This window comes from Cobetia sp. 3AK (assembly GCF_029846335.1).
Taxonomy (GTDB): domain Bacteria; phylum Pseudomonadota; class Gammaproteobacteria; order Pseudomonadales; family Halomonadaceae; genus Cobetia; species Cobetia marina.
On sequence record NZ_JARWKR010000001.1, the window covers coordinates 479,508 to 504,772 of the forward strand.

A 25,265-nucleotide genomic window follows, 5' to 3' on the forward strand; every position below is an offset into this window, starting at 1 on the left:
GGCGGCGTCGTCATATCGCTTCTCTGCTGATCAAGCGCACCGGTTCATGACTGGGTGCCACCGACCGTCAGCTCATCGAGCTTCAGCGTCGGCTGGCCGACCCCGACCGGCACCGACTGACCGTCCTTGCCACAGACCCCGACCCCGGTATCCAGCTCGAGATCATTGCCGATCATCGAGACGCGACCCATGGCTTCCGGGCCGTTGCCGATCAGGGTCGCGCCCTTGACCGGTGTGGTCACCTTGCCGTCCTCGATCAGATAGGCTTCGCTTGCGGAGAACACGAAGCGCCCGGAGGTGATGTCCACCTGGCCACCGCCGAAGCTGACCGCATAGAGGCCGCGCTTGACGCTCTTGATGATCTCCTGCGGGTCACGATCGCCACCCAGCATGTAGGTGTTGGTCATGCGGGGCATCGGCAGGTGCGCAAAGGACTCGCGACGCGCATTGCCCGTCGGCGCCATGCCCATCAGGCGGGCATTCAGCTTGTCCTGCATGTAACCGGTGAGGATGCCATCCTCGATCAGCGGCGTGTACTGACCCGGCGTGCCTTCATCGTCCACCGACAGCGAGCCACGGCGGTCCGCCAGCGTCGCATCGTCGACCACGGTGACGCCGCGCGCCGCGACCTGTTCGCCCATGCGTCCCGCGAAGGCGGAGCTGCCCTTGCGGTTGAAATCCCCTTCCAGACCATGCCCGACCGCTTCGTGCAGCAGCACGCCCGGCCAGCCATTGCCCAGCACCACCGGCATCTGCCCGGCGGGCGCATCGACGGCCTCGAGATTGACCAGTGCCTGACGCACGGCTTCCCGCGCGTAGCGCTCGGCGACGTTGTCGTCACGCAGACGGGTCAGCGGGAAGCGTCCGCCGCCACCGGCACTGCCACGCTCACGACGCCCATTGCGCACCGCGATCACGCTGATGTTGAAGCGCACCAGCGGACGCAGGTCCGCGGCCAGGGTGCCATCACTGGCACGCACCATCACCACCTCGTAAAGCGCCGACAGCGAGGCCGAGACCTGACTGATGGACGGGTCAAGGCTGCGGGCGATGCGGTCCGCTTCCTTGAGCAACGCGACCTTGTCCTCGGCACTCAGGCCATTGAGCGGGTCGATGCCGGAATAGAAGGACGGTGCCTTGGTGATGATCGAACGGGCGACCGTGCCATTGCTGCCACTGCGTGAGATGCCGGCGGCAGTGCGACCGGTGTCGGCAAGCGCGGCGGCATCGATCTGATTGGAATAGGCGAAGCCTGTCTTCTCTCCCGCCAGTGAACGCACGCCGACGCCACCATCGATGTTGTAGCTGGCGTCCTTGACGACACCATCTTCCAGCACCCAGCTCTCCTGCCAGATACGCTGGAAGTAGAGGTCGGCATAGTCGGTACCCGGACCCATGGCATGTGCCAGGCCGGCATCCAGATCATCCAGGCTGAGTCCGCCCGGGGTCAGCAACAGGGCCGCGGCATCGTCGAGCACGCGACCGGAACTCGCATTTTGCGTCATTCGGCACTTTCCAGAGTAATGTTCGGGTCGCCCCAGGGGCCTGATACCCGATAGTGAATTTGCGTCACCTTGTCGATGAAGCGACCGAAGATCTTGTCGGCCACGAACAGCGCACCGCCCACGGCGGGAGCGCCTGCCAGCACGGCGGCCAACGGCAGGTTCTGACTGACCGGCACCGTGATGGCCATGTGTTGATCAAGGGTACCGCGAAGCAGGTCAACCTGCCCGTTGAGCGTCACGGTGGTGGACGGCGCCTCGATACGCAAGGGGCCATCGCTTTCCAGACGCCCCGCAAAGAGAGTCGCGGCGCCCCGCACCTTGTCGAAGGCCGTGCCCTTGTCGGTCACATCCGAGAAATCCAGCGACAGACGACGCAGCAGATTGTCGACGTTGACCAATCCCAATAGCCGCGCGGACGCCGAGCCGAGATTCAGGAAACGTCCGTCGTCCAGCTTGACCTCGAGCCGCCCGTTGGAGCGCGACAGCGCAAAGTCCTGCGGCGCCCCCGGCCAGGCCAGCTTGGCCTCGGCGCGTGCGCGCTCGGCCTCGATGCCGCGTGGCTGGGACAACCGCTCCAGCAGCCCGCCCAGATCGCTGCCATCCGCGGAAAGACGAGCGCGCGTCAGACTGTTGGCACCGGCATCCTCCCAGGTGATGTTGCCCTGGGCCGTCATGTCGCCCACAGTAATGGCGAGGGGGGACACCACCAGCCGCTGTTGATCCGACTGCCACTCTGCACTGATGGGCCCCAGCTGCTGCTCGCGCCAGATGAGACGTGCCAGGCGCAGGCTGCCTGCCGGCAGCCCGGCCAGCGCCGCTGGGTAGGGAGTCGGCTCGACCCCGGTGGCCACGGCCTCGGTGAAGTTGCTTGGCGCAGGCTCGGGGGTTTCCCGGGTCTGTGGCGGCCACAGCGCGTCGAGATCAAGATGATCGAGATCCAGAATCAACGGCCGCGCGGCCCCGGACTGCCAGACGAGCTCCCCACTGGCGAGCCTGCCCTCCAGAGTGGCCGCCAGCCCCAGCGCTTGCTGTTGAGAGCTCTGACGAGGCGCTGCCTCAAGCGTCATCGGGCCGGTACACCGATCCTGGATCATCAGACAATCGGTGGCAACGCGCAGCCGCGACAGCTCGCTGAGTGCATCGCCACCGCTGCCACTGGCTCCATCATCGCCACTCGCGCCGGATAGCGCCCCGCCCCATGATGACCAGAGCTCAGGTGCCAGCGTCGGCGTCCGCCAGGCGATATCCCACCCCGTACGGGACGGCCATTGCGGGTCGCTCGGCCAACGTTCCAGCCACAGCTGGCCGGTCATCGGCACCTTGCTGCCATCATCACGCGTATTGCCGCCTTGCCAGCGAGCGCGGGCACGATTGGCGAGCACGACATCGCCACCGCCCTCGGCGAGCCCGACCTCCACCGACAATGCCGCGGTTTCATCACGCGCCTTGCCGAAGGGGGCCGGCAGATTGATGGCCGCGCCCTTGAGATCACTCGACAGCTGCAGGCTGGCTCCCTCCTCGGGCAGCATCAGACGCGCCTGATAATCGAACGTGCCGCCCAGCGCACGCGGGCTATCTCCCTGATTCAGTGCGGCACGGCTATCCTGCGCCGCATCACCGAGCAGCGTCTCGGGAGCCCCCAGCCAGCTCAGCACCGGTGCCAGCGGCGCCTGGCCACTGAAGGCCACCGCCCCCTTGCTGGCCGAATCCGCCTGACCGATAGTGAGTGCCGCCTTGACCGCGCCACCGAACAGCTGCCCTGACAGGTCGCCGGTCAATTGCTCGCGCTGTCCTTCAGGACGCGTGGGGTCATGCACGAATGCCAGCGGGCCGCGAATGCCGGCGATCTCGATGCCCGGCCCGGGGAAGGCCAGGCTTGCCGCCTGCTTCTCACCGACCTTGCCCGTCACCTCCACCCGCGCCTGCTCGGCATCTTCAAGCGGTACGCGAATCTTCATGGCCGCCGCCACGGAGCCCTTGCCCTGCCACTCGGCCAGCAGCTCCGCGGTGTCCTCGAGCGGTGCATGCGAGAGCAGATCGAACAGCGCCTCGACACTGCCCGTGACATCCCCCTGGATATCCAGGGTGTCATCGTGCATGTCGACCTTGGCCTGATCCACCGACAGACGCTGCGCGCTACCCAGCGCGACCGGCCGTGAGTACGCCGACTCGACGCTGGCCGTGAGATCATTGTCATGCAGCTCGAGATTGCCCTTCACGCCGTCAAGCGCGGGCCAGCCCTCGACATAGCCGAGCCGCCCGTTCTCGATGGCAAGCTCGAGATCCATCGCGTCCCCGGGGCCGTAGCCATTCTCGCCATTGTCCTCATCCCAGACCTGCTCCAGATGCAGAGAACCCTCTGGCACGACACCTGCCACATCACGCGTCAGCCATTCACGCAGGGAGGGGTCCAGTACCTTGAGCGGCAACCAGTCCGCCAGCGGGATGCTGCGAGCATCCACATCCTGCATGTCCAGATCCAGCTGGAAGCGGTCCGCATCATCCGTGGGAATCTGCAACCCGAAGCGTCCCGTCACCCTGGCGCCATGACGCGAGATATCCAGATCACGCCCGCTGATCTGGCTGCCGGCATCATCCACCTGCCAGTCCACCACCCCCTGCGCGGACTCCAATGACCAGCTGTCACCGAAGACCTCCGGGAAATGGAATCGCATGCCGGGGGCTCCCTGGAAGGTGACACTGCCCTGCATGCCCCCTTCATCACGACTCCGCGCCGTGACCCACGCCGCCAGCGGCCCGAGCCCCGGAGCGCCCTCCCAGGGTTCCACCTCGGTATCCGTCAGGCCAAGCGCCAGCGTCATGCTCAGCGGGGCTTCAAGGCCGATATTGGCCAGTGACAGGGACAGTCCGGTGGCGGTGCCACGCGGATCGAGTGACTCAAGTATCTCGCCCAGCTCGCCCAGCTCCAGCACGTTGCGCCAGCGCGCCACCCGCGCCAGATCGAAGCGACCGGTCACAAGCGAGACACTGCCATCGGCGAGATCCCCCGACAGGGAGATACGCTCAGGGAGGCTGGCAAGCGCGGCCTGCAATCGAGCAGGCGGCTCCTGTGAAGCGGAATCTGAATCCGATGGAGAATCCGAGCGCTGGGCCACCTGTGCCTCACCGTCACTCACGACGGCGTCATCGAGCTGCGAGGCTCCCACCGAGAGCTGATTGAGCCACGCCTGCCAGCGATCCCCGCCCGACAGATCCCGCAGCCACTGTCCCCGCGCATGGATGTCCTTGAGGGCCAGCATGGCGCCATCGTGATCCAGCGTCAGACGATTGAGATCGAGACGCAGGCGAGCGTCTTCCAGCCGTGCCTCTCGCCAGCGCGCCCACAGCGTGGCGTTGCCATCAGCATCACGCAGCATCAGGCTGTCGCGCTCACCGATCAGGCGCCCGACACTGGCCAGTGCACCGGCATCCAGCTCCACCTGCAGCTGCGCGGAATAATCGGCGAGCCCCGCGTCGCCGGGCAGCACCTCCAGCACGGCACTCACGCCGGCCTGGGGCGACTCCCCTACGCGCAGCTGCCCCTCCAGATGAGCGCGTTCACCATCACCGGCCAGCAACAATTCGGCCGCGTTCAGATTGAGCGTATCGTTGCGTCCATGCAGCACGAGACGCACATCCTCGAGCCTCACGCGCTGACGCGCCAGCAGTGCCAGGCCCTGCTCGAGCTGTTCCAGGCTCATCTTCCCCTTGGGCTCGAGGGCTTCAGGCGGGCGCGGCGGCCCCGGCCAGCCCCAGCTGCCATCGTCATGCTGATAGAGGTGAACGATGACGCCAGTGGCGGTCGCACGGTCAAACACGGGCGCCAGATGGCGCAGGGAGGACAGCACATCAAGCCGCGATTCGAGATGCTCCACGCTCAACAGCGGGGCCGCCTCCATCTCGTCGGGCCGAAAGAGGTTAAGACCGGAGAGCTTGATGGCCGGGTCGAGATAGTCCATTCGCCCGTCAAGCGATGACATCCCGACATTGGAATGGGTCTGGGTAGCGATGAAGTCGCTGATCGCGTCACGGCGAGATTCCAGCGTCGTCAGCCACCAGCGCAGGCCACCGATCACGATCGCCAGCACCGCCAGCAGCACCGCCAGCGCCATCAAGAGCCTTCGCCCCCAGCGCCGCCGCCGTGAAGGCGAAGGGATGGGAGACGAGGCTTGATGAGATGACGGAGCATCACCGGCCGTGGCGGCCGACTCCGTCGGTCCATCCGCCGCTGTCAGCCTGTCTGACTCAGCGGGTGGCACTTGCGGCTCATCCGAGGAAGAGGTCACACGCGGATCTCCGAGCAAACATGATGACACGCTACCTCACGCCTACGCAGGAGGGAGGCACCCGACCTCGAGGGCCATGCATCGCCCTGCTGTGCCAGCAGGGGGAACGAGTGTATCAATGCACCGATGGCGAGACTCCACCGGCGGAAACACAGATGGCGGGCACCTTACATGAGAACGATGTCATATTGCTCCTGAGTATAATGCGCCTCGACCTGGAAACGGATGGTCTTGCCGATGAAACTCTCGAGGTCCGCCACCGAGGCCGACTCTTCATCCAGCAGACGGTCCACCACATTCTGGGAGGCCAGCACCATGTAGGTATCCGGACTGTAGGCACGCTCTTCGCGCATGATCTCACGGAAGATCTCGTAGCAGACCGTCTCCGGCGTCTTGAGGGTGCCGCGCCCCTGGCAGGTCGGACAGGCTTCGCATAGCACCTGCTCCAGACTCTCGCGGGTACGCTTGCGGGTCAGCTGCACCAGCCCCAGTTCGGTCACGCCGGTCATCTTGTTCTTGGCGTGGTCCCGCTCCAGCGACTTCTCGAGCACTCTGAGCACCTGACGCTGATGCTCGGCCTCTTCCATGTCGATGAAGTCGATGATGATGATGCCACCCAGGTTGCGCAGACGCAGCTGGCGGGCTATCGCCGTGGCCGCCTCGAGATTGGTCTTGAAGATGGTCTCTTCAAGATTGCGATGCCCGACGAAGCCACCGGTATTGACGTCGATGGTGGTCATCGCCTCGGTCTGGTCGATCACCAGATAGCCGCCGCTCTTGAGCTGGACCTTGCGCCCCATCGCCTTGTGAAGCTCATCCTCGACGCTGAACAGATCGAAGATCGGCCGCTCGCCGGGGTAATATTCGATGCGCCCTTCCATGTCCGGCATGAATTCGCTGGAGAACTCCTTCAAGCGCAGATAGTTCTCGCGGGAATCGATGCGCACACGCTCGATCTCGTCTCGCATCACGTCACGCAGGGTACGCATGAACAGTGGCAGATCGTCATAGATCACGCTGGGCACGGCGGCAGTCAGACGCCGCTCGCTGACCTTGCGCCACAGCCGCAGCAGGAAATGCATGTCCTGCTTGAGCTCCGCCTCGCTGATGCCCTCGGCGGCCGTGCGCAGGATGAAGCCCCCCGGAGCGTCCGGGTCAAGCTCGGTCAGGCAGCGCTCGGTCATCTCCTTGAGCCGCTCACGCTCGACATCGCTCTCGATACGCTGCGACACCCCGGTGTGGGGAGAGTCGGGCATGTAGACCAGATAGCGGGACGGTACCGACAGATGTGTGGTCAGACGCGCGCCCTTGGTGCCGATGGGGTCCTTGGTGACCTGCACCACCAGCGGCTGACCTTCGCTGAGCAGCTCGCGGATCGACAGCTGCTCATCATGCGGGGTATGCGCGGGCATCACCTCCTGCGCATGGATGAAGGCGGCACGTTCGAGACCGATGTCCACGAATGCCGCCTGCATGCCGGGCAACACGCGCACCACCTTGCCGCGATAGATATTGCCGACGATACCGCGCCGACCGCTGCGTTCGATGAACGCTTCCTGCAGAACACCGTTCTCGACGACCGCAACGCGGGTCTCCATCGGTGTCAGGTTGATCAATACCTCGCCACTCATAGCGCAAGTCCTTGTAAAGTCGTTGCTTGCGATTATGACATAGCAAGGCAGCCCCCGGCTGTGGTCTATCGACTAACGATGTCGCCGGCGGCTGATTTTCCACAATCCCCTCGGCGGCCCCCTGCCCGCCCGCCCACCGTCACGACTGCCAGCAGGCAATGCCCCTGGCCATGAGCAAGCGGGACGTCTCGTGCAATGGCAGCCCGACCACCGCGCTGTAACTGCCTTCAAGATGGCTGACGAAGATGGCGCCCAGTCCCTGGATCGCGTAGCCGCCGGCCTTGTCCGCGGGTTCTCCCGTGGCCCAGTAACGCGCGGCCTCCTCACGATGGATGACGCGAAATGTCACGCGGCTCTCGACCAGCTCGCTTTCGCAGCACAGGGATGGTGACGGCTCGTTCGAGGCGGACGCCTGCTGACGATGGCAGAGCGTCACCGCGCTCAGGGCCTGATGACGACGACCGGAAAGCGCCATCAGCATCTCGCGGGCATCCGCTTCATCGCGAGGCTTGCCCAGAATCCGGCCATCCAGCGCCAGGGCGGTATCGGCTCCGAGCACCACCGCCTCAGCCTCCCCCTTGTCCAATCGCCTGAATCCGGCCTGTGCCTTCTCACGCGCCATGCGCATGACGTAGTGCTCCGGCGACTCATCGGGACGAGGTGTTTCATCGATGTCGACCGGGGCCACCTCACACTTGACACCGATACTGGCCAGCAGCTCACGCCGACGCGGCGAGCCGGACGCCAGGACGAGACGTGGCGAACGTCCGGGAATCTCGGGCGCTGCGGGGGTTGCGACAATGGACGACGACGCTGACATGTCTCCCTCCTGGGCAGGTTTCTTGATCATGAGACAGCAGAAAGCCGCCCGAAGGGGCGGCTCTCAAGCATACGATATGCCACAGGCTCACGCCGTCAGTCGACGACGCAGCATCTGCAGCAGGGTGTAGAGCCAGGGCCACAGCGCACCCCCAATCACCGCCGACAGCAGGAAGGACAGACTCACTGGCCCGGCACCGAAGATGCTGCGCAACCACTGGTCCACCAGCTGCGCGATGCCCAGCACCACGATCACCAGCAAGGCCTGCTGCAGCAGTGAGTAGGCGCGGATGCGCTGGTAGAGCAACACGCCCATGAAGGCGGTCAGCGAGAGCACCAGCGCATTGTGCCCCAGCGGTGCCCCCTGCAGGACATCCAGCGCCAGGCCGAACAGGAAGCCATGGAAGACACCGACACTCTGCGGCGAGACGATGCACCAGTAGACCAGCATCAGACCGAGCCACTGTGGACGCCAGATCAACCACACATCCGGCAAGGGCATGACCTGAAGACACAGGGCCAGCAGCAACGAGAACCAGCACAGCAAGGTGGTCTGGGGACGAAAGGCCATCAGTTGTTCTCCCCTGGCGCATTGGCGCTCTGCTGCGCCTCGGCATCCGCCGCGTCCTCGTCACCCGCGTCCGAAGCGGGCGCGGCGAGGTTGTCCTTGGGCAGCTCGTCAAGACTGTCATCCACGTAGAGGCTCTCCACGTCGACGGCGGGTGGCATCTGGATCAGGAAGTTGCGCGAACGCTCAAGCTGGGCAATGGGTTCGGCACTGACGCGAGCGAAGGGCTTGCCGGGGTCATGATAGACCTCGGTGACACGTGCCACCGGCAGGCCGCGCGGAAAGCGCAGCGCGAGCCCTGAGGTCACCAGCAGGTCCCCGACACGGATATCCGCGGTATCCGGCACGTGCAGCACATCCACCTGATCGATCTTGCCGCTGCCCTGGGCAATGAAGCGCAGGCCATTGCGATTGACCTCCACCGGCACGGCATGACTGGCATCACTGATCATCAGCACACGACTGTTGTAGGCCGACGTGGAGATGACCTGACCGACCAGCCCGTAGGCATCCAGAACCGGCAGGCCGATGCGCACGCCGTCCTGCTCACCGCGATCCACCACCATGCGATGGGAGAACGGATCAGCATCAAGCGTCAGCAACTGGGACGTGATGTAGGGGATATCGCTGCGCTGACCGGCATTGAGCAATTCGCGCAGACGGGAATTCTCGGCAGACAGGCTCGCCATGCGTTGCACACGGCTGGACAGATTGAGCAGCTGCTCACGCAGTGCCCGGTTTTCATCGGCGAGCTTCTGCTGGTCGGCAAACACCAGTGCGCCCCAGCTGAGGCCCTCTGTAGGCAGACTGACCACCCATTGCACAGGGGAAACCAGTGTCGCCATGCTGGCACGCACGTCGACCATCCAGCTGAAGCGATCTTCGGCAAACATCAGCGCGAAGGACAGCACCGCACACAACAGCATGCGATAGCCGGGCACGGGGCCACGCGTGAACAGGGGTTTGATAGCACTTCCTCCGACAGGCCGGGACCAGCCGTACAGCACACAGCATGCCCGGCCCCGGACGAGGTCAATCGCTCGACAGCAGCTCGAAGGTGTGCTGATCGATCATTTCCAGCGCCTTGCCACCGCCACGCGCCACGCAGGTCAGCGGGTCTTCGGCGATGATCACCGGCAGGCCCGTCTCTTCCGCGATCAACTTGTCGATGTCACGCAGCAGCGCACCACCGCCGGTCAGCACCAGACCGCGCTCGGCGATGTCGGATGCCAGCTCCGGTGGAGACTGCTCGAGCGCGCTCTTGACCACCGAGACGATGGCCGCCAGCGGCTCCTGCAGCGCATCGAGAATCTCGTGGGAGTTGAGCGTGAAGGAGCGTGGAATGCCTTCGGCCAGATTGCGACCGCGCACGTCGATCTCGCGCAGCTCGCCGCCCGGGTAGGCACAGCCGATCTCTTCCTTGATGCGCTCGGCCGTCGCTTCGCCGATCAGGCTGCCGTAATGGCGACGCACGTAGGAGGTGATGGCTTCGTCGAAACGGTCGCCGCCGATGCGTACCGACTCGGAGTAGACCACGCCGTTGAGCGAGATGATGGCGATCTCGGTGGTACCACCACCGATGTCGACCACCATGGAGCCCATGGCTTCCTCGACGGGAAGACCAGCACCGATCGCGGCCGCCATGGGCTCCTCGATCAGGTAGACCTCACGCGCACCGGCCCCTTCGGCCGATTCCTTGATGGCGCGGCGTTCGACCTGGGTCGACATGCACGGCACGCACACCAGAACGCGAGGACTGGGCGTCAGGAAGGTGCTCTGATGCACCTTGCGGATGAAATGCTGGAGCATCTGTTCGGTGACGGTGAAGTCGGCGATGACGCCGTCCTTCATCGGGCGGATGGCCGTGATATTGCCGGGGGTACGCCCCAGCATGCGCTTGGCATCGGCACCGACAGCCGCGACGCTGCGGGCATTCCCGGATTGGCGAATGGCAACGACGGAGGGCTCGTCGAGCACGATACCGCGACCGCGCACATAAATGAGCGTGTTGGCGGTACCCAGATCGATCGACAGATCGCTCGAGAACAGCCCACGTAAACGTTTAAACATGGAAGTTGATCACCTAGTCCAGACCGGAACCCTGTGCAGACGCGAACGGTACCATTGCCACCCCATGGCGGCAAGCTGACACGCCTGCCAGCGCGCCGCAGATGTGGTACATTTCACGCCGAATCACACTGTGACAGCGCAACGGGCGAGCAGTTGCCTCACCGCTGGCCAACGCCAGGTCACCGAGCAGACTGCACTCGCCGTTACCTCAAGCCTCACGAAGCCAAGACAGGGAAACTTCCATGGCCCTTGAACATTCAGATGTGCTGCGTGCCGCTCACCTCGCACGCCTGGGTCTTGCCTCGCAGGATGCCGAAGCCTATGTCGCGGATCTTGATCGGATTCTCGCCATGGTCGACCAGCTGCAACAGGTCGACACCGACGGCGTCGCTCCCCTGGCGCACCCGCTGGAAGCCACGCAACGCCTGCGTGCCGACGAAGTCACCGAGTCAAATCAGCGCGAGCGTTTTCAGCAGGTGGCTCCGGCCACAGAACAGGGGCTGTATCTGGTACCGCGCGTCGTCGAGTGATCACGCCTGGCCGATCCCTCACGTGAGGTGAGAGACCGCCAGACCTGATACCACGCCACGCGGCACGCCCCGTCCGCCCCCGGAATTTCCGCGTGCGATGCCCTTTGCATCGTGTGCACAGATGGAATCGAACATGTCATCGTCCATTGCACTACATGACAAGACGCTCAGTGAGCTGGCGCAAGGCCTCGAGGCCGGCGAGTACACCAGTCGCGAGCTGACGGAAGCCTTCCTGGCCCGTATCGAACGCCTCGACGGCGAGCTCAACAGCTACATCACCCTGTGCCGTGAAGAGGCGCTGCGCGAGGCCGATGCCGCGGACGCCAGGCGTGCCGCCGGCAATGCCGCACCGCTGACCGGCGTGCCGATGGCCATCAAGGACATCTTCTGCACCGAGGGTGTGCGCACCAGCTGCGGCTCGAAGATGCTCGACAACTTCATCTCCCCCTACGACGCCACCGTGATCGAGAAGCTCAAGGCGGAAGGCGTGGTGATGCTGGGCAAGACCAACCTCGATGAGTTCGCGATGGGCTCCTCGAACGAGAACAGTTACTACGGTCCGGTCAAGAACCCGTGGGACCTGTCCGCCGTCCCGGGTGGCAGCTCCGGCGGCAGCGCCGCTGCCGTCGCCGCAGGCCTCGCCCCGGCGGCACTGGGCACCGACACCGGCGGCTCCATCCGCCAGCCGGCCGCCTTCTGTGGCATCACCGGCCTCAAGCCGACCTACGGCCGCGTCTCCCGCTACGGCATGATCGCCTATGCCTCCAGTCTCGATCAGGGTGGCCCGATGGCACGCTCCGCCGAGGACTGCGCGCGCCTGATGAACGTGATCGCCGGCGCCGACCCGCGTGACTCCACTAGCGTGGTACGTGGCGTGCCGGACTACGTCGAAGGCCTGGACTATGACCTCAAGGGCCTGAAGATCGGCCTGCCGAAGGAATACTTCGGCGACGGCCTGTCAGCGGAGGTCGAAGCCTCCGTGCGTGCCGCGATCAAGGTCTTCGAGGATGCCGGTGCCAGCGTGCAGGAAATCTCCCTGCCGCATACCCACCTGGCCATCCCGACCTACTACGTGATCGCACCGGCCGAGGCCTCCTCCAACCTGTCGCGTTACGACGGCGTGCGTTTCGGCCACCGCTGCGCGGACCCGCAGGACCTGGAAGACCTCTACAAGCGCACTCGCGAGGAAGGCTTCGGCGACGAGGTGAAGCGCCGCATCCTGATCGGCACGCACACCCTGTCCGAAGGCTTCTTCGATGCCTACTACATCAAGGCCCAGAAGGTGCGTCGCCTGATCCGTCAGGACTTCCTCGATGCCTTCGACCAGGTCGATGTGCTGATGGGGCCGGCGGCACCGACCCCGGCGTTCGATCTCGGCGCGCACAAGGACCCGCTGTCCATGTACCTGCAGGACCTCTACACCATCGCCATCAACCTGGCGGGCATTCCGGGCATCAGCGTGCCGGCCGGTCTGGCTGGCAAGCGCCCGGTGGGTCTGCAGATTCTCGGCCCGCACTTCGGTGAGCAGACCCTGCTGGGCGTCGCGCACCAGTTCCAGCAAATCACCGACTGGCACCGCCAGCGCCCGGAATTCGGACAGGAGCAAGCCTGATGCAATGGGAAGTCGTAATCGGGCTTGAGGTTCACGCTCAGCTCGCCACCCAGTCAAAGATCTTCTCCGGCTCGTCCACCACCTACGGTGCCGAGCCCAACACCCAGGCCAGCGCCGTCGACCTCGGCCTGCCGGGCACCCTGCCGGTGCTCAACGAGCAGGCCGTGGCCATGGCCGTGCGCTTCGGCCTCGCCGTCAATGCCGCCGTGGCCGGCCGTTCGGTGTTCGAGCGCAAGAACTACTTCTATCCGGATCTGCCCAAGGGCTACCAGACCAGCCAGATGGATCAGCCCATCGTCGGGCCGGGTGAACTCGAGATCCTGCTCGAGGATGGCACGCGCAAGTCGATCCGCATCCACCATGCCCATCTCGAGGAAGACGCCGGCAAGTCGCTGCACGAAGACTTCCAGGGCATGACCGGCATCGACCTGAACCGTGCCGGCACACCGCTGCTGGAAATCGTCTCCGAGCCGGACATGCGCTCCGCCAAGGAAGCGGTGGCCTACGTGAAGGCGATCCACGCCATCGTGACGTACCTCGGCATCTCCGACGGCAACATGGCCGAAGGTTCCCTGCGTTGCGACGTCAACGTCTCGGTGCGTCCCAAGGGGCAGGAAGCCTTCGGCACCCGCGCGGAGATCAAGAACGTCAACTCCTTCCGCTTCATCGAGCGCGCCATCCACTTCGAGGTGGAGCGTCAGATCGAGCTGATCGAGGACGGCGGCAAGGTCGTGCAGGAAACTCGCCTGTATGATCCGGATGCCGACGAGACGCGCAGCATGCGCACCAAGGAAGAAGCCAACGACTACCGCTACTTCCCGTGCCCGGACCTGCTGCCGGTGGAAGTCGACGACGCCTACATCGAACACCTGCGCCAGACTCTGCCGGAGCTGCCGGCCGAGAAGCGCGCACGCTTCGAAGGCGAACTGGGGCTGTCCGCCTATGATGCCAGCGTGCTGTCCGCCAGCCGTGAGATGGCCGACTTCTTCGAGGAAGTGAAGGATGTCTGCGGCGACGCCAAGCAAGCCGCCAACTGGGTGCAGGGCGAACTGGCCGGGCGTCTCAACAAGGAAAATCTCGACATCACCGTGAGCCCGGTCTCGGCAGCCCAGCTGGGGGGCCTGATCAAGCGTATCGTCGATGAGACCATCAACGGCAAGGCCGCCAAGCAGGTGTTCGCCGCGCTGTGGGATGGCGAAGGCGAGAGCGCCGACGAGATCATCGAGTCACGTGGCCTCAAGCAGGTCACGGACACCGGTGCCATCGAGGCAGTGGTCGACCAGGTGATCGCCGACAATCCGGCTCAGGTGACCCAGTATCAGGAAGCCGAACCGGACAAGCGTGGCAAGATGATCGGCTTCTTCGTCGGTCAGGTGATGAAGGCCTCACGCGGCACCGCCAACCCGCAACAGGTCAACAAGGTGCTCAAGGAAAAGCTGGACAGCCTCAGCTGATCCTGCGCCTCTGAGTCATCCTGTCGCTGCATGCAACGGCCAGTCACGGACATCCCGAGGCTGGCCGTTGTCGCTCCAGGACTCAGGGCATTTCCAGTCAATCGTCGCTTCGCGAAGGAAGTTCTGATGGCAGATGATGTCGGTGCGCGCCTGCGGGCGCTGCGTACGCTGCGGGGCATCTCGCAACGCGAGCTGGCCAAGCGCTGTGGGGTGACCCATTCCAGCCTGTCACTGATCGAACAGGGCAAGGTCAGCCCCTCGGTCAGCTCACTGTCCAAGATTCTCGCCGCCATTCCCATGAGCATCGGTGATTTCTTCACCATGGAACTCGAGAACACCGCCAAGGTGTTCTATGGCGAAGAGGAACTGACGAACGTGGGCAGCGGGGAGGTGGTCTTCAAGCTGGTCGGGGCCAAGCGTCAGGATCGCAATCTGTCGTTCATGATCGAGACCTATCCGCCCGTCAGTGACACCGGCCGCGAGATGATCACCCATCAGGGAGAGGAAGCCGGTGTGGTCATCGAAGGCGAGATCGAGATCACCATCGGCAGCGACACTCGGGTATTGAAAGCCGGTGAAGCCTACTACTTCGATACCAATGTGCCGCATCGCTTTCGCAACATCGGCGAAGTCGAGTGCCGTCTGGTCAGCTGTGCGACGCCGGCGCGCATGTTCTAGACCTTGCGGCAAACACTTGCGGCAGATGACAACAGAAAAGAGGCCACGCGATCGCGTGGCCTCTTTTCGTGCTGCACGGTGTTCCGCCAACGCGTGACAGCCCGGTTCGGTTTCAGCCCAGCCCAGCGCAGTTCAGCCTAGCTCAGTCCAGCGCGATCCAGACACTCTTGAGCTGGGTGTATTCCGCCAGTGAGTGATGGGACTTGTCGCGCCCATTGCCGGACTGTTTCACGCCGCCGAAGGGCATGCTCTGATCGCCCCCCGCCCAGTTGTTGACGAAGACCTGGCCGGATTCGAGACGATGGGTCATGCGCATGATGCGGCCGATGTCCTGGCTCCAGAGCCCCGCCGCCAGTCCGAAATCACTGTCATTGGCCAGCGCCAGCGCCTCCTCTTCGGTCTCGAAGCCGAAGACCGACAGCACCGGCCCGAAGATTTCCTCACGGCCGATCACCATCTCGGGCGTGACGCCATCGAAGACCACCGGACGGATGAACAGCCCCGGCCCGGCAACGTCTTCGCCGCCGGCACGCAGCACCGCCCCCTCCTCGATCCCCTTGCGGATGTAGCCCATCACGCGCTCATGCTGGGTGCTGTCGACCATCGCCCCCATGAAGCTTGTCGGGTCCAGCGGGTCGCCCGGCTGCATGCGCTCGGCAGCCGCCGCCACCTTGGCGACGAAGGCGTCGCGGATCGAGTTTTCCACCAGCAGGCGGGAACCGGCGATGCAGACCTCACCCTGGTTGTAGAAGATGGCGGCAGCGGCACTCTCCGCCACGCGATCCAGATCCGCGCAATCGGCGAACACGATGTTGGGGCTCTTGCCACCGCACTCCAGGAAGACACGCTTCAAGTTCGACTGTCCGGCATACTGCATCAGCTGCTTGCCGACGGCGGTGGAACCGGTGAAGGCCAGACACTCGACGTCCATCGACAGGGCCAGCGCACGCCCGACGGTATGCCCGAAGCCCGGCAACACCTGGAAGACGCCACTCGGGAGACCTGCCTCACGTGCGAGTGCCGCCAGACGCAGCGCTGACAGCGGTGACTTCTCCGACGGCTTGAGGATGACACTGTTGCCCGCGGCCAGCGCCGGCGCGACCTTCCAGGCCGTCATCATCAGCGGGAAGTTCCACGGCACGATGGAGGCCACCACCCCCAGCGGCTCGCGCAGCACCATGCCCAGCACCTGCTCGCCGGTCGGCGCGACCTCGCCGTACAGCTTGTCGATGGACTCGGCCTGATGGCGGATCGAACCGATCGCTCCCGCCACATCATCCAGCGCGCTGGTGATCGGCTTGCCCATGTCGAGGGTATCCAGCAGCGCCAGCTCATCCTGGTGTCTCTCCATCAGGTCCGCCAGCCTGAGCAGCACGCCCTTGCGCTCGACAGGCGCCATGCGCGACCAGCCCCCCCTCTTGAAGGCGGCGCGCGCATGCCGGACGGCGATCTCGGCATCGGCGCCGTCACAGCTGGCCACCTTCGCCAATCGTTTCCCAGTGGCCGGATTGAGGCACTCGAAGGTCTCGCCGCTGACCGCCGGCACGAAGTCATCATTGATGAAGGCATTGCCTTGCAGTTGCGGCGTCAGACGGGCGGCGAGCGCCTGCCAATCGGTCAATGTCCGGGGACGGCTCATGATCAGGATTCCGAAGTCAGGTAAGAGGGGGCAGGTCACACGAGAACGCAGGAGAGGCAGCCAGCGCCGTGTCATCCTGCAGCGTCTGCAGGCGCGCGGGACGCGGCTTCGTCGTCATCTTCACGACGGCTGACGAGGTGTCTCCTGAACGGATGATGCTTGCCTGGACCTGTCCCGACAGGCCGCGGCAAATCCTTCCAGAATCGCCTGATACAGCGGATGCTGACGTGGCTTCCATTCGGGATGCCATTGCACCGCCAGCGTGAAGGCTCCCGCTGCGATGATCGAGATCGCCTCCACCAGACCATCCGGAGCGACCGCTTCGACACGCAGCCCTTCGCCCAGCCGCGCGATCCCCTGCTGATGCACGGAATTGACCCGCGCCTCAGGCGCGGCGTACAACTCGGCCAGCCGTCCGCCCGGCAGGATGCTGATGCCGTGGGAGGGGGCGAACTGCACGTCGAGATCGCCCTCGGGCTCACGATGATCCCTCAAGCCGGGCACGTTCTGCACCGCCTGATGCAAGCTGCCACCGAAGGCGACGTTCAGCTCCTGAAAGCCGCGACAGATACCCAGCAACGGCAGTTGCAACTCGAGCGCCAGCGGTACCCAGGCCATGGCTGACGCATCTCGTGCCGTGTCTTCATAGGTATTCTCCGGCGCGATGGCCTCGCCATACCGCGCCGGATGCACGTTGGAATAGCTGCCCGTCAGCAGCAACCCATCCAGTCGCGTCAGCAGCGCTCTGGCCGAGTCAGCCATGACGTCTTCCCATACCGGGATCACCAGTGGCTCCAGTCCGAATTCGCGCAGGGCACTGACGTACTTGTCAGTCACCATGTGCGCCGGATGGCCTTCAATCGTGCGACGGCAGGCGATCACACCCACCAGAGGGCGAGACGTCATGGGTTCTCCTTCAGGGGCCGCTCATGCACCCCGGTCATCTGGTATGTTTTATTCAACATCAATTGAACTGACATCCTTGCCAATCAGGCACGAAGGCAATCTCAAGCAAGGGGAACTACGGGACAGAGATCGAAAGAAAGCGCCTCAGCTGATGATACTGCCTCGAGGGTGCAGCGGGTAAGCGCTGTGAATTATTTGACAACACGGGATGGCGTGGCGATATATGATGTGCCACCACCCGCTCACAGGACCCCCCATGAACAGCCTTCACGTCGATGAGGCCAGAGAGTTTCTGGACCGCCATCCGGAAATCGAGAGCATCGACCTGCTGATCAGTGATATCAGCGGCATCCAGCGCGGCAAGCGTATCCCGCGCGAGAATCTGGAAAAGGCCTACGAGCAGGGCATCAACCTGCCAGGCTCCGTCTTCGCGATCGATATCGCCGGCAACACCATCGAAGAGACCGGTCTGGGCCTGGAGACCGGGGATGGGGATCAGGTCTGCCGCCCGATCCCCGGCACCTTGATGCCAGCCCCCTGGCTGCGCGGCGGCAAGCAAGGCCAGCTGTTGATGAACATGCGCGATGACAGGGACGGCCCCTTCTTCGCGGACCCCCGCAATCAGCTGCAGAAACAGGTCGATATTCTGGCCGGGATGGGGCTGACCGCCGTCGTCGCGCTGGAACTGGAGTTCTATCTCGTGGATCGTGAGCGCGATGACCTGGGCATGGTGCAGCCACCCTGCTCTCCGCTCACGGGTGAGCGCGCCACGGAAAGCCAGCTCTACTCCATCGGAGAGCTGGATGAATATGCCGACTTTCTGGAAGAGATCCAGAATGCCGCACGCATCCAACAGCTGCCGCTGGATACCGCGCTCAAGGAGTGCGCCCCGGGTCAGTTCGAGATCAACCTGATTCATCTCGACGACGTCATGAAGGCCTGTGACAGCGCCGTCCTGCTCAAACGCCTGATCAAGGGTGTCGCCCTGCGTCATGGCTTCGACGCGACGTTCATGGCCAAGCCGTACGGTGATGAAGCCGGCAATGGCATGCATGCGCACCTGAGCCTGGTGGACCGCGATGGACACAATGTCTTCGCAGACCCCGGCGAAAATCCTCTGGGCACCGAGACCCTGCGTCACGCCATCGGCGGCCTGCTGGAACTCATGCCCGCCTCCATGGCGCTGTTTGCCCCCAACCTGAATTCCTACCGCCGTTTCCAGCAGGGCCTGTACGTACCGATGGCGCCCACCTGGGGATTCGACAACCGCTCGGTCGCCATCCGCATTCCCTCCGGCCCCAATGAGGCGCGTCGGCTGGAGCATCGGGTCGCCGGGGCTGACGTCAATCCCTACCTGCTGCTGGCGACGCTGCTGGCCTCCATCATCCATGGCATCACCCATCGGATCTCCCCGGGTGAGCCGGTGACCGGCAATGCCTATGATCAGTTCGAGCCCAGCCTGACCAACAGCTGGCCCGAGGCCCTGACGCTGCTGGAGGAAAGCGCTCCCCTCACGGCCGCTTTCAGCGAGCGCTTCCTGAATGTCTTCATTGCCGGTCGCCGGGCGGAGCGCGAGGCCGCGATGCAGATCATCAGCCGTCTGGAATACGACTGGTACCTGCGCAGCATCTGAGGCGCCTCACCCCGGACACGCTTGCGCAGTGGGAATTACGGCCGGAACGCGCTTGCCGGCCCTGCCCTCCCGCTTCGGGTGCATCAGAGGCCGAGCCTGTCGCGCGTCTGGTAGTACCAGGCTCCCACGGCAGACAGCGGCACTCGCAACAGTCGTCCCCCGGGGAACGGCAGATGCGGCAGGTTCGCGAAGGCATCGAAGCGACCCTCACGCCCCCTCATCACCTCGCTGATCAGTCGTCCGGCGAGGTGACTGCAGGTCACGCCATGCCCGGAATACCCCTGGGCGTAATAGACATTGTCATTGAGCACGCCGAACTGCGGCAGTCGATTGAGCGTCATCAGGAAGGTTCCGCTCCAGGCATAGTCGATCCTGACGCTGGCCAGCTGCGGGAAGACCTTGAGCAGCTTGGGCCGAATCAGAGCCTCGATATCGGCGGGGTCTTCACCGCCGTAGTTGACACCGCCCCCGAAGAGAAGACGGTTGTCGCGGGTCAGGCGGTAGTAATCCAGCAGATAGTTGCAGTCCTCCACCGCCATGCCATTGGGCAGCAGCCCGCGCGCCACGTCATCCGCCAACGGCTCGGTGGCGATGATCTGCGTGCCGCAGGGCATCGACTTGCCCTCGAGCTCCGGCAGCACACCGTGAAGATAGGCATTGCCCGCCATCACCACACGCTCGGCCCGGATGGCGCCAGCGGCCGTCCTGAGCACGACCGGACTGCCATGCTCGAGACTCACCAACGGGCTATGTTCGAAGATCACCCCGCCGAGGGACTCGAAGGCCGCGGCCTCGCCCAGCACCAGATTGAGCGGATGGAGATGGCCGCCGGAGTGGTCGACCAGGGCGCCCGTATACCCTTCGGCGCTCACTTCACGCTGGTAGGCATCCCCTTCCAGCAATTCGAGACTGGTATTGCCATAGCGCTCCCAGAGGGCCTTGTGCTCCTTGAGTCCCTTGAGCTGACGCGCGTTGCAGGCGGCAAAGAGATTGCCGTCGCGCAGATCACAGTCGATGGCATAGTCAGCGATGCGATCCCGAATGATGCGATTGCCCTCAAAGGCCATGTCGCCCAATGCCTGCGCCGTCCGTGCGCCGAAGCGCGCCTCGATCACGTCAATGTCGCGACTGTAACTGTTGACGATCTGCCCGCCATTGCGACCCGAGGCCCCATACCCCACGCAGGCAGCCTCCAGCACCATCACCTTGAGCCCCTGCTCGGCCAGGTGCAGTGCCGCCGAGATTCCCGTGAAGCCAGCGCCGACCACGCAGACATCGCAGCTGACCTCACCGGACAACGGCGGGCGCTCGGGGGCGGCATTGGCGGAAGCGGCATACCAGGAGGCGGCAGGCTCCAGGGGGGTAGTGGCACTCATGACAGCATCCTTGTGGTAGACCAGATCAACCTGCGAACAAGACATCTTGCAGATACACACCATGAGCGCCGGACTGACGCGTCATGCCCCTCACTGACGCCCCCCCTTCTTCCGCCCGCCTCTTCCCCTGAACCTCGGGAGGCCACGACGGATGTCGTGGCCTCCCGGTATCCGTTGGCGTACCGCAGGGGGTCTAGACACGCAGCAGCAGGTGCTCACGCTCCCAGGAGCTGATGACCTGGAAGTATTCCCCATGCTCGGCACGCTTGACGGCCAGATAACTCTTCACGAAGCGCTCGCCGAGGATGTTGGCCAACGGCGTGCAGGCATGCAGAGCATCGAGTGCCGGGCCGATATCGTCCGGCAGGGTATTGCCGCCCTCCCAGGCCGAGCCGACCACCGGAGGGCGCGGCTCGATCCGCTCCATCATTCCCAGATAACCACACGCCAGCGAAGCCGCCATCACCAGATAGGGATTGGCATCGGCGCCCGCCAGACGATTCTCGACCCGCGTACCTGCCGCGTCCGACACCGGCACCCGCAGGCCCACGGTGCGGTTGTCCAGGCCCCACTCGACATTGATGGGTGCGGAGCCACTGGTGTCATTGCGCATCAGACGCCGATAGGAATTGACGTTGGGGGCGAAGAACGGCATCGCGGCGGGCAGATAGGTCTGCAGGCCCCCGATGAAGTGACGGAACAGCGTGCTCGGCTGACCCGACGCATCGGCAAACAGGTTATTGCCTGACTCGACATCCACCAGGCTCTGGTGAATATGCATCGAACTGCCCGGCTGATAGGCCATCGGCTTGGCCATGAAGGTCCCGTACATGCCATGTCGCAGCGCCGTCTCCCGCAGGGTGCGCTTGAACATCACCACCTGGTCGGCGAGAGAAAGAGCATCCCCATGCTCGAAATTGACCTCCATCTGCCCCGCTCCCTCTTCATGGATCAGGGTGTCGAGATCCAGCCCCATCGCCTCGCAGTAGTCATACATCTCCTCGAACAGCGGATCGAATTCATTGACCGCATCGATGGAGAAGGACTGACGGCTGCTCTCCTGCCGACCGCTGCGGCCGATGGGCGGTTCCAGCGGATAATCGGAGTCGGTGTTGGTCTTGACCAGATAGAACTCGGCCTCCGGCGCCACCACCGGCTGCCAGCCCTGTTCGGCATACAATGCCAGTATCCGTTTGAGCACATAGCGTGGCGACAGCTCGACCGGCTCACCATTCAGGTAATAGCAATCGTGGATGACCTGTGCGGTGGGGTCTTCCGCCCACGGCACCAGATAGAGCGCGTTCACGTCCGGAATCAGCTGCATGTCCTGTTCGGCCGGATTCCAGAAGCGGCTGTCTTCATCATCCGGATAGCCTCCCGTGACGGTCTGGATGAACAGCGAATCCGGCAGGCGTGGCCGCCCACCATTGAGGTACTTGCGCGCAGGCATGATCTTGCCCTTGAGAATGCCGGTCAGATCCGTGACCAGACATTCCACCTCGGTGATACCGTGAGCGGCGAACCATTCCTGCAGGATCGCGTCATCATCTTCATGACCCGGCTGCTCGTGACCCACGTGATTGACACTCATAACACCTTCCTTGAACACCGCAGGCAGCGCCTGCGGTCAATGACGAGATGCCCGCGATCGACGAGACGCCGACTCAACGGGCCTGCACTTCCGACCATAACTGCTGGAAGATCTGCAACTGCTCACCGGAGAGACTCGGCGAGAAATGCAGACGCGCCATGTCATCCTCGGAGGGCTGGATCGGTGGCTGGGTCAGCACCTCATCCAGATACGGCCTGGCGGCGGCATTGGGGCTGGCGTAGTAGTTGTAGTTGGACAACTGCGCGCCGACCTTGGCGTCCAGAAGGAAGTTGATGAAGGCGTGTGCCAGCTCAGGGTGCGGCGCCTTGGCGGGAATCATCATCGAATCGACCCACTTCTCGGCACCTTCATCCGGAATCATGTACTTGATATCGGCGAAGGACTCCGGATTCTCGTCCAGATAGAACAGATAGTCGCCGTTGTAGGACAGCGCACCATGCGTGACCTTGCGTGCCAGCTGTTGCAGGGCCGGCGTGCCATCGGAGAAGCCGCTGAAGTTGTCGCGATGCTTGGTCTCGATCAGCAATCTGGCCGCCTCACGCCAGGCATCCATGCCGGTACAGTCATAGCCATGACCGAGATAGGCACAGGCCGCCCCCATGCTGACCTGGCCATCGCCCATCAGGCTGAACGGATATGAGGCATTGACGGCGGGATCAAACAGCAGTGACCAGCTCTTGGGGGCATCCTTGAACGTGCTGGCGTTGTAGACCAGCCCGGTGACTCCCCACTGATACGGGACGGTGTAGTTGGCTCCCGGGTCAAAGCTCGGGTCCTTGAACTGTGCATCGACATTGGCCAGGTTGGGCACTTTCGCCTTGTCGATCTTCTGGACCAGGCCGGTGTTGATCAGGCGCGGCACGTAGTAATTGGACGGCACGATGATGTCGTATTGGGACACCCCGCCGGCATTCAGCTTGGCCAGCATTTCCGGCAGGGAGTTGTAATAATTCTCGACCACCTCGACATCGAAGGCCTCTTCAAAGGCGGTGATGATCTCCGGGTCCATGTACTGGGTCCAGTTGAAGAGATACAGCTTCCGGTCTTCTGCCTGGGCGGCGCCTGCCAGCAGCAGACTGCCGATGGCGACCGCGAGACGCAGCGTGTGAGTTGTCATTGTGATGCTCCGTTCAGTCGATGAGAGAGGTGGTGAATGCCCACCCCCGATACCGGCATGTCTGCCTGGTCAGGGGCGGGGTACGACGAGTGACCCTCCAGCGAAATCATGAAGCGCTGCGCCGGCGTGACAGCGCAAGACTCACGATCGCCGCCAGGGCGACCACCGCCATCATCAGGGTGGCGATGGCATTGATCTCCGGTGTCACGCCCTTGCGTATCGCGCTCCAGATGTAGATCGGCAAGGTGGCGCTCTCCGGTCCGGCGGTAAAGAAGCTGATCACGAAGTCATCCAGCGACAGCGTGAAGGACAGCAGAAAGCCCGAGATCAACGCCGGCTTCAGGGTCGGCAACATGAAGAACTGCACGCGCTGGCGCGGCGTGGCATAGAGGTCCTTGGCTGCCTCGAACAATGTCGGATCCAGACCGACGAAGCGTGAATAGACGATCAGCGCCACGAAGGGAATCTGGAAGGTGACATGCGCGATGATCATGGTGCCCAGCCCCGGTGACAGCAGCCCGGTCAACTCATTGATCTTGACGAAGAAGGTCATTTCCGAGATCCCGAACACGATGTCCGGCAACACGATGGGCAGATAGATCAACACGATCAGCCACCCCAGCTTGCGGTGACGATGGCGATACATGCCATAGCCGATCAGCGTGCCGATCATCAGCGCCAGCAGTGACGAGACCACCGCCAGCCACAGCGAATTGCCCAGCGCCGAGAGGATCGCGTCATTGCCCAGCAGGCGCCGATACCAGCGCAGTGACACGCCGGTGAAGCTGGCGGCACTGTTGGAGGCATTGAAGGAGAACAGCATCACCACGATCAGCGGCAGATACAGAAAACCGAGCGTCAGCCACCAGAAGCCCCGCAACCCCTTGTGAAGTCCGCCGCGCGTCATATCACCACCTCTTCACCGCCACCCAGGCGCCTGCCGATGCGACGCATGGCATAGAGTCCGATGAAGGTCGCGATCAACATCAGGATCGCTCCCGCCGCCCCCAGTGGCCAGTTGGCACTGCCGGAGAACTGATTGGCGACCAGATTGCCCAGCATCATGCCCTTGCCACCGCCGAGCAGTTCCGGAATCACGTACATGCCGAACGCCGGGATCGCCACCAGCACCACCCCCGCCAGCAGACCCGGCAACGTCTGGGGGAATACCGCATGCCAGAAAGCCTTGAGCGGCGAGGCGTAGAGATCCTGCGCCGCTTCCACCAGCGAGAGATTGAGCTTCTCGAAAGCGGCATACAGCGGCAGTACCATGAAGGGCAGGAAGTTGTAGACCAGCCCCAGCGTGACCGCGAAATTGGACGGATAGAGCCCCATGTTGGGCGCGATCATGCCCATGGCCTCGGCCAGCTCCGCCAACAGCGTGCCCGGCGCCAGCAGGTTCATCCAGCCAAAGGTGCGGATGACCTGATTGGTCCAGGACGGCACGACTACCGCCAGCAGCATGATCGGCCGCCAGCGCTGGTCTGCCTGCGAGATGTGATAGGCGATCGGATACGCCACCAGCACCACCAGCACGGTGGAAAGCACGGTCTGCCACAGCGAACGCCCCAGCGTCATGAGATTGCCTGGGCTCCAGCCGAGAAAGCCCTGACCCGCCAGCTGCGTAAACGAGGTCAGCGACAAGGGCATCTCCGGCAAGCCATAGGGGCCATTGCTCATGAAGGCCACGCTCATCAGATAGAGACTGGGCAGCACCAGGAAGATGATGATCCACAGCGCGCCGGGGGCGACCGTCAACAGCAGGTGGCGTGACTCGGCCACCACCGCGCGACTGCGTGCCGTGGGCAAGCTCCCGTGATAGGCCATCG

Annotated in this window: 19 protein-coding genes; 5 read left to right on the forward strand and 14 right to left on the reverse strand. The window is 63.8% G+C overall.

Annotated features, from left to right (window positions below):
- Positions 1–44: 44 nt before the first annotated feature.
- The 7 genes from tldD to QD228_RS02125 all read right to left on the reverse strand — a co-directional run bounded on the left by tldD (position 45) and on the right by QD228_RS02125 (position 10,879).
- Positions 45–1,505 (reverse strand): metalloprotease TldD, encoded by a 1,461-nt coding sequence (gene tldD / locus QD228_RS02095; RefSeq protein ID WP_279874270.1) that lies wholly within the window; start codon positions 1,503–1,505, stop codon positions 45–47.
- Positions 1,502–5,617, reverse strand: a complete 4,116-nt coding sequence (locus QD228_RS02100) for an AsmA-like C-terminal region-containing protein (protein ID WP_279874271.1) — start codon at positions 5,615–5,617, stop codon at positions 1,502–1,504. Before QD228_RS02100 ends, tldD begins: the two co-directional genes overlap by 4 nt.
- 341 nt (positions 5,618–5,958) lie before the next feature.
- Entirely contained in the window at positions 5,959–7,422 is a 1,464-nt protein-coding gene (gene rng / locus QD228_RS02105; RefSeq protein ID WP_077371558.1) for a ribonuclease G, read from the reverse strand.
- Positions 7,423–7,561: 139 nt separating this feature from the next.
- On the reverse strand, positions 7,562–8,242 hold the full coding sequence (locus QD228_RS02110) for a Maf family protein (protein ID WP_279874273.1): 681 nt from the start codon (positions 8,240–8,242) through the stop codon (positions 7,562–7,564).
- Between the two features lie 87 nt (positions 8,243–8,329).
- Positions 8,330–8,812: a rod shape-determining protein MreD gene (mreD, locus tag QD228_RS02115; protein WP_077371553.1), complete on the reverse strand. Its 483-nt coding sequence runs from the start codon at positions 8,810–8,812 to the stop codon at positions 8,330–8,332.
- The gene (gene mreC / locus QD228_RS02120; protein WP_255304420.1) at positions 8,812–9,777 is read right to left on the reverse strand and encodes a rod shape-determining protein MreC; all 966 of its coding nucleotides are present in this window, start codon (positions 9,775–9,777) and stop codon (positions 8,812–8,814) included. Before mreC ends, mreD begins: the two co-directional genes overlap by 1 nt.
- A 64-nt stretch (positions 9,778–9,841) precedes the next feature.
- Positions 9,842–10,879: a rod shape-determining protein gene (locus QD228_RS02125; RefSeq protein ID WP_043332576.1), complete on the reverse strand. Its 1,038-nt coding sequence runs from the start codon at positions 10,877–10,879 to the stop codon at positions 9,842–9,844.
- A 242-nt stretch (positions 10,880–11,121) separates the two neighbouring features.
- Between QD228_RS02125 and gatC the strand changes: the two genes are divergently transcribed.
- The 4 genes from gatC to QD228_RS02145 all read left to right on the forward strand — a co-directional run bounded on the left by gatC (position 11,122) and on the right by QD228_RS02145 (position 15,153).
- Complete coding sequence (gene gatC, locus QD228_RS02130; RefSeq protein WP_077371550.1) at positions 11,122–11,409, forward strand: Asp-tRNA(Asn)/Glu-tRNA(Gln) amidotransferase subunit GatC; 288 nt, start codon at positions 11,122–11,124, stop codon at positions 11,407–11,409.
- A gap of 133 nt (positions 11,410–11,542) precedes the next feature.
- Positions 11,543–13,021: an Asp-tRNA(Asn)/Glu-tRNA(Gln) amidotransferase subunit GatA gene (gatA, locus tag QD228_RS02135; protein ID WP_077371547.1), complete on the forward strand. Its 1,479-nt coding sequence runs from the start codon at positions 11,543–11,545 to the stop codon at positions 13,019–13,021.
- The gene (gatB, locus tag QD228_RS02140) at positions 13,021–14,475 is read left to right on the forward strand and encodes an Asp-tRNA(Asn)/Glu-tRNA(Gln) amidotransferase subunit GatB (protein ID WP_077371544.1); all 1,455 of its coding nucleotides are present in this window, start codon (positions 13,021–13,023) and stop codon (positions 14,473–14,475) included. Before gatA ends, gatB begins: the two co-directional genes overlap by 1 nt.
- Positions 14,476–14,601: 126 nt before the next feature.
- Positions 14,602–15,153, forward strand: coding sequence for a cupin domain-containing protein (locus QD228_RS02145; protein WP_084209232.1), 552 nt, complete (start codon positions 14,602–14,604; stop codon positions 15,151–15,153).
- Positions 15,154–15,295: 142 nt separating this feature from the next.
- Here the strand turns inward: QD228_RS02145 and QD228_RS02150 are convergent, their stop codons facing one another.
- Together QD228_RS02150 and QD228_RS02155 are read right to left on the reverse strand one after the other, a co-directional pair.
- Complete coding sequence (locus QD228_RS02150) at positions 15,296–16,792, reverse strand: aldehyde dehydrogenase (RefSeq protein ID WP_279874275.1); 1,497 nt, start codon at positions 16,790–16,792, stop codon at positions 15,296–15,298.
- A 120-nt stretch (positions 16,793–16,912) separates the two neighbouring features.
- The gene (locus QD228_RS02155; RefSeq protein WP_279874276.1) at positions 16,913–17,698 is read right to left on the reverse strand and encodes a gamma-glutamyl-gamma-aminobutyrate hydrolase family protein; all 786 of its coding nucleotides are present in this window, start codon (positions 17,696–17,698) and stop codon (positions 16,913–16,915) included.
- A 256-nt stretch (positions 17,699–17,954) separates the two neighbouring features.
- Between QD228_RS02155 and QD228_RS02160 the strand changes: the two genes are divergently transcribed.
- The gene (locus tag QD228_RS02160) at positions 17,955–19,331 is read left to right on the forward strand and encodes a glutamine synthetase family protein (protein WP_136938347.1); all 1,377 of its coding nucleotides are present in this window, start codon (positions 17,955–17,957) and stop codon (positions 19,329–19,331) included.
- An 83-nt stretch (positions 19,332–19,414) separates the two neighbouring features.
- On the opposite strand, the gene QD228_RS02165 is transcribed toward QD228_RS02160, so the two are convergent.
- The 5 genes from QD228_RS02165 to QD228_RS02185 form a co-directional block, all read right to left on the reverse strand.
- A complete protein-coding gene (locus QD228_RS02165; protein ID WP_279874279.1) occupies positions 19,415–20,707 on the reverse strand; it encodes an FAD-binding oxidoreductase in 1,293 nt (430 codons plus the stop codon).
- 193 nt (positions 20,708–20,900) lie between these two features.
- Complete coding sequence (locus tag QD228_RS02170) at positions 20,901–22,298, reverse strand: glutamine synthetase family protein (protein WP_077371526.1); 1,398 nt, start codon at positions 22,296–22,298, stop codon at positions 20,901–20,903.
- A gap of 73 nt (positions 22,299–22,371) precedes the next feature.
- Complete coding sequence (locus tag QD228_RS02175) at positions 22,372–23,436, reverse strand: spermidine/putrescine ABC transporter substrate-binding protein (RefSeq protein WP_077371523.1); 1,065 nt, start codon at positions 23,434–23,436, stop codon at positions 22,372–22,374.
- Between the two features lie 106 nt (positions 23,437–23,542).
- A complete protein-coding gene (locus tag QD228_RS02180; RefSeq protein WP_084209238.1) occupies positions 23,543–24,343 on the reverse strand; it encodes an ABC transporter permease in 801 nt (266 codons plus the stop codon).
- The gene (locus QD228_RS02185; RefSeq protein WP_279874281.1) at positions 24,340–25,263 is read right to left on the reverse strand and encodes an ABC transporter permease; all 924 of its coding nucleotides are present in this window, start codon (positions 25,261–25,263) and stop codon (positions 24,340–24,342) included. Before QD228_RS02185 ends, QD228_RS02180 begins: the two co-directional genes overlap by 4 nt.
- Positions 25,264–25,265 lie beyond the last annotated feature (2 nt).